At 35.4% G+C, this 8,896-nt stretch carries 7 protein-coding genes; 3 read left to right on the top strand and 4 right to left on the bottom strand.

Annotated features, from left to right (window positions below):
• Window positions 1–314: 314 nt before the first annotated feature.
• From FFR48_RS22215 to FFR48_RS22225, 3 genes are all read right to left on the bottom strand, one after another.
• Window positions 315–1,919 (bottom strand): IS1634 family transposase, encoded by a 1,605-nt coding sequence (locus FFR48_RS22215; protein WP_137668864.1) that lies wholly within the window; start codon window positions 1,917–1,919, stop codon window positions 315–317.
• A gap of 179 nt (window positions 1,920–2,098) precedes the next feature.
• Window positions 2,099–2,593, bottom strand: a complete 495-nt coding sequence (locus FFR48_RS22220) for a hypothetical protein (protein WP_162501937.1) — start codon at window positions 2,591–2,593, stop codon at window positions 2,099–2,101.
• A gap of 19 nt (window positions 2,594–2,612) precedes the next feature.
• Window positions 2,613–3,788 carry a hypothetical protein gene (locus FFR48_RS22225; RefSeq protein ID WP_137668866.1) on the bottom strand — a complete coding sequence of 392 codons (1,176 nt, stop codon included), beginning with the start codon at window positions 3,786–3,788 and terminating at the stop codon, window positions 2,613–2,615.
• Window positions 3,789–3,961: 173 nt separating this feature from the next.
• Between FFR48_RS22225 and ileS the strand changes: the two genes are divergently transcribed.
• From ileS to FFR48_RS22240, 3 genes are all read left to right on the top strand, one after another.
• Complete coding sequence (gene ileS, locus FFR48_RS22230; protein ID WP_137668867.1) at window positions 3,962–6,844, top strand: isoleucine--tRNA ligase; 2,883 nt, start codon at window positions 3,962–3,964, stop codon at window positions 6,842–6,844.
• Window positions 6,845–6,997: 153 nt separating this feature from the next.
• On the top strand, window positions 6,998–7,585 hold the full coding sequence (locus FFR48_RS22235) for a Uma2 family endonuclease (protein WP_137668868.1): 588 nt from the start codon (window positions 6,998–7,000) through the stop codon (window positions 7,583–7,585).
• A gap of 63 nt (window positions 7,586–7,648) precedes the next feature.
• Window positions 7,649–8,239 (top strand): Uma2 family endonuclease, encoded by a 591-nt coding sequence (locus FFR48_RS22240; protein ID WP_137668869.1) that lies wholly within the window; start codon window positions 7,649–7,651, stop codon window positions 8,237–8,239.
• A 160-nt stretch (window positions 8,240–8,399) separates the two neighbouring features.
• Here FFR48_RS22240 and FFR48_RS22245 read toward each other — a convergent pair.
• A partial coding sequence (locus FFR48_RS22245) for an HARBI1 family protein (RefSeq protein WP_137668870.1) occupies window positions 8,400–8,896 on the bottom strand: 497 nt, incomplete at its 5' end.

Consider the following 8,896-nt stretch of genomic DNA (forward strand, 5'->3'; position numbering starts at 1 on the left):
TGGCTAATTCCCAATAGCAGGCATCTTCAGCACTGATTATAGCGTATAATCTGAGTATCTTTGCACTTAACCTTCATTTCCTCAAAAGCAGTTGTGGTGAAGGTTAGATAGTTTTCGGAGATGTCTACTACATTAATGGTCAATTAAAACTTATGGTTTGAACAATTACGTATCAGTAGAAAACAAAATTATGAACGCACAAAGTTGAGCTTTAGAAGGTATTTAAAAGCTATTTCAATAATAATATTTAATTCAAGGTATATAATCAGTTATCGAAAAGATAACCGATAAAATCGTGAAATTAGAGAGAAAAACTAAGTTGATAAATAATATTTTTGACAAGCATTAGGTAAAAATTGCAAGATATGACAGTGTGACTCCGTTAAGTTCAGAACTCGTTTACATCCTTGTATCATCAAAAGATGAATACCTTGGAAGCATTGAAATATCCATCTTAATGTAGGAGATTCTGTGGGTTTATTCAGTTGATTTTTAACTGTGGCTTTTTGTGCCTTCAAGGACATTCTTAATTGTCTTTGTCCCAAATTATAAACTAAAAGACATAATGCCATTAACATCATCATTGTCTCTACTCTTTCGGGGTTTTTGACAAACAGACTATCCGCGAAAAATAATGGGTCTTTGATAAATCTAAATCCTCTTTCTGTAGATTGTTGTTCTTTATATATTTTGAGGATTTCTTCTGATTCTAACTCCTGTGTATCCAAAATATTGGTGGCTAAAATAAATCTGCCACAAGAGTTTTGCTGTTGTGTAATTAACTCCTTATTTTCTCTTAATTTACATTTTACTTTATAACCTGTTGTTTTCCCTTTATTGGTTTCAGTAATTTGAGGGTCTGATATTTGATGATATTTTAATTTCTTTGTTATTTCTTTTATTTTCAATTCAACTAAAGATTTATCCGTAAATTCTTCCTGTTCTAATTTCGCTACTTGTTTGTTAGCTTTTAATAACTCTTCTTGGATTTTTTTGTCTAGTTTATTTAAGTCGGCTTTTTTTCTCTCTACACTTTCTACTAATAACCACCTTTGCTCTATTCCTCCATAAGATACTTTCTCTTCCAGATAGCTGTAACCCTTGATTTTAGAGGCTTTCAGGGCATTATTTATGAAGGCTTTCACTAAATTTTTTGCTTTTTTAATGGACAACGGTACTCGACTTATCCATTTCATGTTTGACATTAATTTTAAGTTACTTTCACTATATAATGCACTGTCAGCTACCATGATACTTTCAAAATCTATTTGTTTAGAATATTCTACTAAGATGTGAGCGAATACTGCTTTATCTGATTCGTTTCCTGATGCTCCTCTAAAAAATAATGGTATATCTCCATCACTACTTACTATTAAATCTAAGATACATTGTTTTAAGTCTGGGCGATGGTCACGCGAATATCCCTGTGTTATTATAATTGGATTTTCTCGATTTATTCCTAATTCTTTCTCTAGATTATTTAGGCAATTATCATATTTTCCATGTAAATGTAATGAGCTTGAGTCTAAATGGGAATATTTTGTATTTATTCCGTATTTTTTTACTACTTCTAAGGCGATTATTAGGAATAATTTAGTTAAGCCATATTTATAGAGTTTATCCATGACTCTACCTATTTTATCGTCATTTAAGTCTTCTACTTTTATTCCTTCTCCTATTAGATGTTCTACGGCTTTATCTTTAAAGAATTCTGGAAATAAATATAGTGGTCTTGATACAAAGCCTAGTCCATTCAGAATAATTGCTTTGACTACTTTTCCTGTGTTTACTTTCTCTCTACTATCCACTGAGAATATTTCATTGATTTTTTCTACTATTCCTATCTCATCTATTATTCCTGCTATTATTCCTAAGTGATCTATGTTTTTACTCTCAATATCTTCTTGTTGGTAATTCATAATATGAAGGCATTTTTAGGTAATTCAATCTTATTCTCTCATTTTCTTTCTAAGTTTATTCTCAATGCCTTATGAATTTCTATCTCGTAGTCAAATGGAAATTAACGTCTATATTTTTACTTCCTTAATTGCGTATTTCTGTTTAACCCTCTATGCTGCTTATGATACTTGTATATGTACTACAAATTGAAGTGCGGAATGTGGGCTATAAATGGACATTCATCTTGGACTCTATAAACAAAAATAGGTTCAAAAAATTGGCTGACTTTATCATAACGATATTTGGTTATTTCTTCATCAGGTTCATAAAAAATTTCATCTACAATTTCCAACGCTCTAGCACTTTGTTTGACCGGAATTTGTAGTTCAAATATTAATGCAGTAATCATTCCTCCATTTAATTCTTCTTCCTGTATTATTTCTGGTTCTGTTAATAACTGGCTCATTGAACCAATGGTAACAAAGTATTTATTTTCTTCAAATTCAAAAGATGCAGTTGTAAATGTGGGCAAGATTATTTGTGTATTTTGAACTGTTAATTTTTGTAACCATTCTTTTTCACGATCATCTGTTTCAATACATCGTTTAGCATCAGCAAATATGGGACGCTCAATATTTTGTTCTTCAAGAAATTCAGCTAATACCTTAAATATATATTGATTAGCTTTTTTCATACTTCTGGACATAATAATATTAGTATGCCCTCCAGCATGGATTCATATTTTCAATTTCAAATTTTTCTTCTATGAGCAGTTTAAACGCATCACGAAAAAATTCTCTTTCATTATATTTTACTGGTTTACTACTGATAATCTCATTTAGAGTGGTAAAATCCAAAAATTTTCCTATTTCATCAGTATTACAGTTTTTCAATTTTTCTAATAGTTTATCGGCGTTTTGTTTAATATCCTGCCATTTTTGATCTTGTTTTTCTTGTGGATATTCATTTCCAGGTCTACCCAATATTGCTAAAGCAATAGCTGTTACAAAACCAACACAGGCTGGTTGACTACCAAATAAATCTTTTCCTGCTTTAAAATAACCTTCTATGTTATCATCTTGATAGGATTTAAGAGCATGATCAAATTGATACAAATAATACATTACTTCATAGAAGGTATTTGTAAAGTTATCCTTTGATGTTGATTCAATAAAATCTAATCTTGTAAATTCGTCTGCTAATTTTTCCTGTACATCAATTTTTTCTTTTCTTGCTCCAAATACTAGAAATAATTCTATAATATTACTAGCTTGATATTGTCCAGAACGATTACGTCTCCTTTCTTCATTGATTTGCAATATTTCTATCTCTTTATATTTTTGCTGTATTTCTTTAATAATGAATTGAAAAACTGTTTCAATTTGTCTTCTCAGATTCCAAGGAACTTGCCCAGTATTTAATACCAGCATTCTATAAGTTAAACTATTAACTTGTGAAGCTATCCAAAATTCGATCCGGATTTTATTATTTTTAATCTGATGTTTATCGTTTAATGCTGTATTTAAAGCATTGGTTCTTTGCATACCATCAATGATAGAAAAATCCTCTTTTGGTATTTCGTGGATAAACTCTAAGAATGAGTTATCATCTTTTAGTGTTTGTATTGTTTCCAATTTTGCTTCAGGAACAATAACGCCAATCACAATTGGAGGTAATACTGCTCCAGATGCTATATCTTTAATCATTCTGTCACGAATACGAATTGCTGTAGTTGTTTTTAATGGATCTCTTTGTCCTTCTAAACCTCCTCTATTCTGGAATGCTTGTTTTACTAGATTCAAATATTCTGCTACAGTGAGTTGAATAATTACTGAGTAACAGTTAACTCTGGTATCTTTAATAGTATCTAGACTGTCTACAGTTACCATTGATATTTCCTCAATCTGTCCTTAAATTATGAACCAATAAAATATAAGTCTTAAATAACCTAATCAAGATAAGGTGATTTACCTCATCCCACAATCATACCATCTCTATCCCACAATCATACCATCTCTTATAATTGATCAAATAACTGCAAACATATCTTAGGCATGAAACTGTGACTGAACCCGGACAATACAAAGATACCGTTAACCTCCCTAAGACTAACTTTGATATGCGGGCAAACGCAATCAAGCGCGAACCCGAAATTCAAAAATTCTGGGAAGAAAACAACATTTATTCTCGCCTCTCCCAAGAGAACCCAGGCGAAATATTTATACTGCACGATGGACCACCCTACGCTAACGGTCAGTTGCATATTGGTCATGCCTTAAATAAGATTCTCAAAGATATTATTAACCGTTACCACCTCCTTCAAGGTCGTAAAGTTCGTTACATTGCAGGATGGGATTGTCACGGATTACCCATTGAGTTAAAAGTTCTGCAAAATATGAAACAAGCAGAACGGCAAAACCTCACACCTTTGCAATTGCGCCAAAAAGCGAAAGAGTTCGCCCTTAAAACCGTAGATGAACAAAGAGAAAGCTTTAAACGCTATGGGGTGTGGGGTGATTGGGATAATCCTTATCTGACCTTAAAACCGGAATACGAAGCCGCCCAAATAGGTGTTTTTGGGGCAATGTACTTAAAAGGATATATCTATCGTGGTTTAAAGCCTGTACACTGGAGTCCTAGCTCTAAAACCGCTTTAGCAGAAGCTGAGTTAGAATATCCTGAAGGTCACGTTTCTCGGAGTATTTACGCTGCTTTCCCGGTGGTGAAGGTGTCCGAAAAGCTAAAATCTGTTTTAGAGCCGTTCTTGCCTGATTTGGGCGTAGCTGTGTGGACAACTACTCCCTGGACGATACCGGGTAATTTGGCGGTGGCTGTGAATGGGGCGTTGAATTATGCGGTTGTTGAGGTGGCACGCAGAGACGCAGAGGCGCAGAGAGGATGCAAGTATCTGATCGTGGCGGCGGAGTTGGTAGAAAGGTTGACTGCAACTTTGGATGTTGAGTTGACTGTGAAGGCGACTTTTGCGGGTCAGGATTTGGAACACTGCACTTATCGTCATCCGCTTTTTGACCGTGAAAGTCCGGTGGTGGTTGGTGGTGATTATATCACTACTGATTCTGGTACTGGTTTGGTGCATACTGCCCCTGGTCATGGTCAAGAAGATTACATTGTGGGTCAGCGTTATGGTCTGCCGATTCTTGCACCGGTGGATGATAATGGTAATTTCACGGATGAGGCTGGTAAATTTGCTGGCTTGAATGTGTTGAGTGATGGTAATCAAGCAATTATTGACGCGCTGACAGAAGCTGGTTCTTTGTTGAAAGAGGAAGCATACTCTCATAAATATCCTTATGATTGGAGAACCAAGAAACCGACGATTTTCCGCGCTACTGAACAATGGTTTGCTTCTGTGGCAGGATTTAGGGAAGATGCTTTAAAGGCGATCGCATCTGTGCGTTGGATTCCCGCACAAGGTGAGAATAGAATTACACCGATGGTTGCAGAACGTTCTGACTGGTGTATCTCTCGTCAGCGTTCCTGGGGTGTTCCCATTCCTGTGTTCTATGATGAGGAAACTGGGGAAGCGTTGCTGAATGCAGATACCATTAACCACATCCAAGCTATCATTGCAGAGAAGGGTTCTGATGCTTGGTGGGAGTTGTCTGTTGAGGAGTTGTTACCCGAACCTTACCGCAGTAATGGGCGCAATTACCGCCGGGGTACAGATACGATGGATGTGTGGTTTGATTCTGGTTCGTCTTGGGCGGCTGTGGCGAAGCAAAGACCAGAATTAGGTTATCCTGTGGATATGTATTTGGAAGGTTCTGATCAACATCGGGGATGGTTTCAATCTTCGCTGTTAACCAGTGTTGCGGTAAATGGAATTGCACCTTATAAAACAGTTTTAACTCATGGTTTTGTGTTAGATGAACAAGGCCGGAAAATGAGTAAATCTGTGGGTAATGTGGTTGATCCACAAATCATTATTAATGGTGGAAAAGATCAGAAAAAAGAACCTGCTTATGGTGCAGATGTTTTGCGGTTGTGGGTTTCTTCAGTTGATTATTCTGGTGATGTGCGTTTGGGTGGTAACATCATTAAACAATTAGCTGATGTGAGAAATAAAATCCGCAATACTGCACGGTTTTTGTTGGGTAGTTTGCATGATTTTGATCCTCAAAAAGATGCAGTTCCTTTTGAAGAATTACCTGATTTGGATCGGTATATGTTGCACCGTATCCGTGAGGTATTTAATGAGGTGACAACTGCTTTTGATAACTTCCAATTCTTCCGCTTTTTCCAAACAGTGCAGAATTTCTGCGTTGTTGATTTGTCGAACTTTTATTTAGACATTGCCAAAGATAGATTATATATCAGTGCTGCTGATAGTTTCCGTCGTCGCAGTTGTCAAACAGTTTTGCAGATTGCATTGGAAAATTTAGCAAGAGCGATCGCCCCCGTTTTGTGTCATACTGCTGAAGATATCTGGCAATTTATCCCCTATCAAACTCCTTATAAATCAGTGTTTGAAGCTGGTTGGATTAAGGTTAAGGATGAATGGGACAATGGAGAATTAGCAGAATTTTGGAATACTCTGCGTTCACTCCGCACTGATGTTAATAAAGTGATGGAACAAGCGCGGATAGAAAAAATGATCGGTTCATCTTTGGAAGCAAAGGTGTTATTAAATATCCCTCACAAAGAGTTATGTGAAGCTATCAAAGGTTTCAATCCTGAAAAGGGTAATGGTGTGGATGAGTTGCGATATTTATTATTAGCATCTCAGGTAGAAATAGTAGATGATGCTGCTAAAATTGCTGATGTGAAATATACAGCAACCACAGAAGATTGGACTATTGCGGTAGTAAATGCAGACGGTGAGAAATGCGATCGCTGTTGGAATTATTCTACTCATGTAGGAGAATCAGAAGCACATCCTTTACTTTGTGAACGCTGTGTTCCTGCCTTAGCTGGTGAATTTTAGTATCATATAATGTAGGTGGTTAAGATCCCCGACTTCTTTTTTAATCTTGTAAACAAATGATAAATTCACATCAGAAGTCGGGGATCTGCATCCTCATTTTTCACAAGATTATCAACTGGATCAATCAAAACCTAACATATTGAGGTAAACATCATGAACACTGCTATAACAACTTTACCTCCTAGACTAACATTAAACCTCAATTTAACAGATGATCAATTTTTAGAACTTTGTCGCAATAACCGAGATTTAAGATTTGAGCGCACAGCATCAGGGGAATTAATAATTATGCCACCAACAGGTAGCGATACAGGAAATTGTAATTTTGATATTGTTGTAGAATTAGGAATTTGGAATAAAAAAACCAAATTAGGTAAAGGTTTTGATTCTTCCACGGGTTTTAAATTACCTAATGGAAAAGATGTTTCTCCTGATGTTGCTTGGGTAAAAAAAGAACGCTGGGAAAGTTTAACACCTGAACAACAAGAAAAATTTGCTCCCATTGCACCTGACTTTGTAATTGAACTACGTTCACCAAATGATAGTTTAAAAAAATTACAAGAAAAGATGGTAGAATATCTAGAAAATGGTGTAAGATTAGCTTGGTTGATTGATAGAAAACAACAGAAAGTATATATTTATCGTCCTAGTCAACCTGTGGAAGAATTAGATCATCCCCAAACATTAAATGGAGAGGATATTTTACCAGGATTTATTTTAGATTTAACAGAGATTTGGTAATCAATTAATGATTAATCAATCAACGGATCTACATCTTCATTTTCTACATCCAAAAACAAAACTATGAATACACAAACACCCACAGTTACAGACATCTTACCAATGGTGCTAAAAATGCAACCAGATATCATCATGACTGATGAGCAATTTTTCGATTTCTGTCAATTAAACCGTGATTTTAGAATTGAACGTAACCAATTTGGAGATTTATTGATTATGTCACCTACCGGTTCAGAAACAGATGAACGCAATTTTAATTTAACTGGTCAATTATGGACATGGACAAAACAAGATGGTACAGGTGTAGGTTTTGGTTCTAGTGGTGGTTTTACGTTACCTAATGGTGCTGTGCGTTCTCCTGATGCAGCATGGATAAAAAAGGAAAGATGGGAAGCAATACCCACAGAACAAAGAAAGAAATTTGCGCCAATTTGTCCTGATTTTGTAGTAGAGTTGCGTTCTGAAACAGATAGCTTGAAAACACTACAAGAAAAAATGGAAGAATATATAGAAAATGGTGTGAAATTAGCTTGGTTAATTGACAGGAAACAACAGAAAGTATATATTTATCGTCCTAGTCAACCTGTGAAAGAATTAGATCATCCTCAAACATTAAGTGGTGAAGATATTTTACCAGGATTTGTTTTAGATTAGACCTGTCCGAAAATTAAAAAGGCAGTCTGTGTATGGCTTTGAGGATGTTCTCATTTCAGCCAGACTTGACGTAATCATCAGGGCTAGAGATAGTTACTGTTAGTATAGCCCGGAAAAAATGCCGATGGTTATTTCATCATCTGCATACTTTTAACACATATCATAAATTTGGTAAAACTAGAGAATCAATTCGTAACCTCACCAATCCACAAATCGTCAATATTACTTTTTCATAAGTATCTTTATGAAGACGAAATCTTGATGATGCTATGCGAAATATTTTAATAATTCTGATGATATGCTCTACAAAAATTCGTTTACTAGACAGCTTTTTATTTGCTTCTTTTTGTTCATCCGTTAATTCTTTATTCTTGGTCTTTTTCTGAGGTGTAGTCATATTATCTCCACCTATATAAGCTTTATCTCCTTGAAATCTCTGTCCAGAATCAAATTTTTCTTGTTGACCTCTAAACAAAGAAATATCGCTAGTTGGTCCTGGCTTGCCTACCGTCACATCTACTATATCTCCTCCTTTTGGCATGGTGACAACTTGATTTTTAAATGAGTGATATTTCTTCTTTCCCGAATAGTATCTTTTTTGCTCATCATTGTCTTCAGGTCTTTCTATAGCTTGCTCAAAGCTATCTACAATTAACT

The sequence above is a fragment of the Sphaerospermopsis reniformis genome (assembly GCF_005402885.1).
Taxonomy (GTDB): Bacteria; Cyanobacteriota; Cyanobacteriia; order Cyanobacteriales; family Nostocaceae; genus Sphaerospermopsis; species Sphaerospermopsis kisseleviana.

Excerpts from the sequence above, each read along its gene's own strand:
- FFR48_RS22220 (WP_162501937.1), bottom strand. The coding sequence starts at position 2,593 with ATGAAAAAAGCTAATCAATATATATTTAAGGTATTAGCTGAATTTCTT.
- FFR48_RS22225 (WP_137668866.1), bottom strand. The coding sequence starts at position 3,788 with ATGGTAACTGTAGACAGTCTAGATACTATTAAAGATACCAGAGTTAAC.
- FFR48_RS22235 (WP_137668868.1), top strand. The coding sequence starts at position 6,998 with ATGAACACTGCTATAACAACTTTACCTCCTAGACTAACATTAAACCTC.
- FFR48_RS22240 (WP_137668869.1), top strand. The coding sequence starts at position 7,649 with ATGAATACACAAACACCCACAGTTACAGACATCTTACCAATGGTGCTA.
- FFR48_RS22215 (WP_137668864.1), bottom strand. The coding sequence starts at position 1,919 with ATGAATTACCAACAAGAAGATATTGAGAGTAAAAACATAGATCACTTA.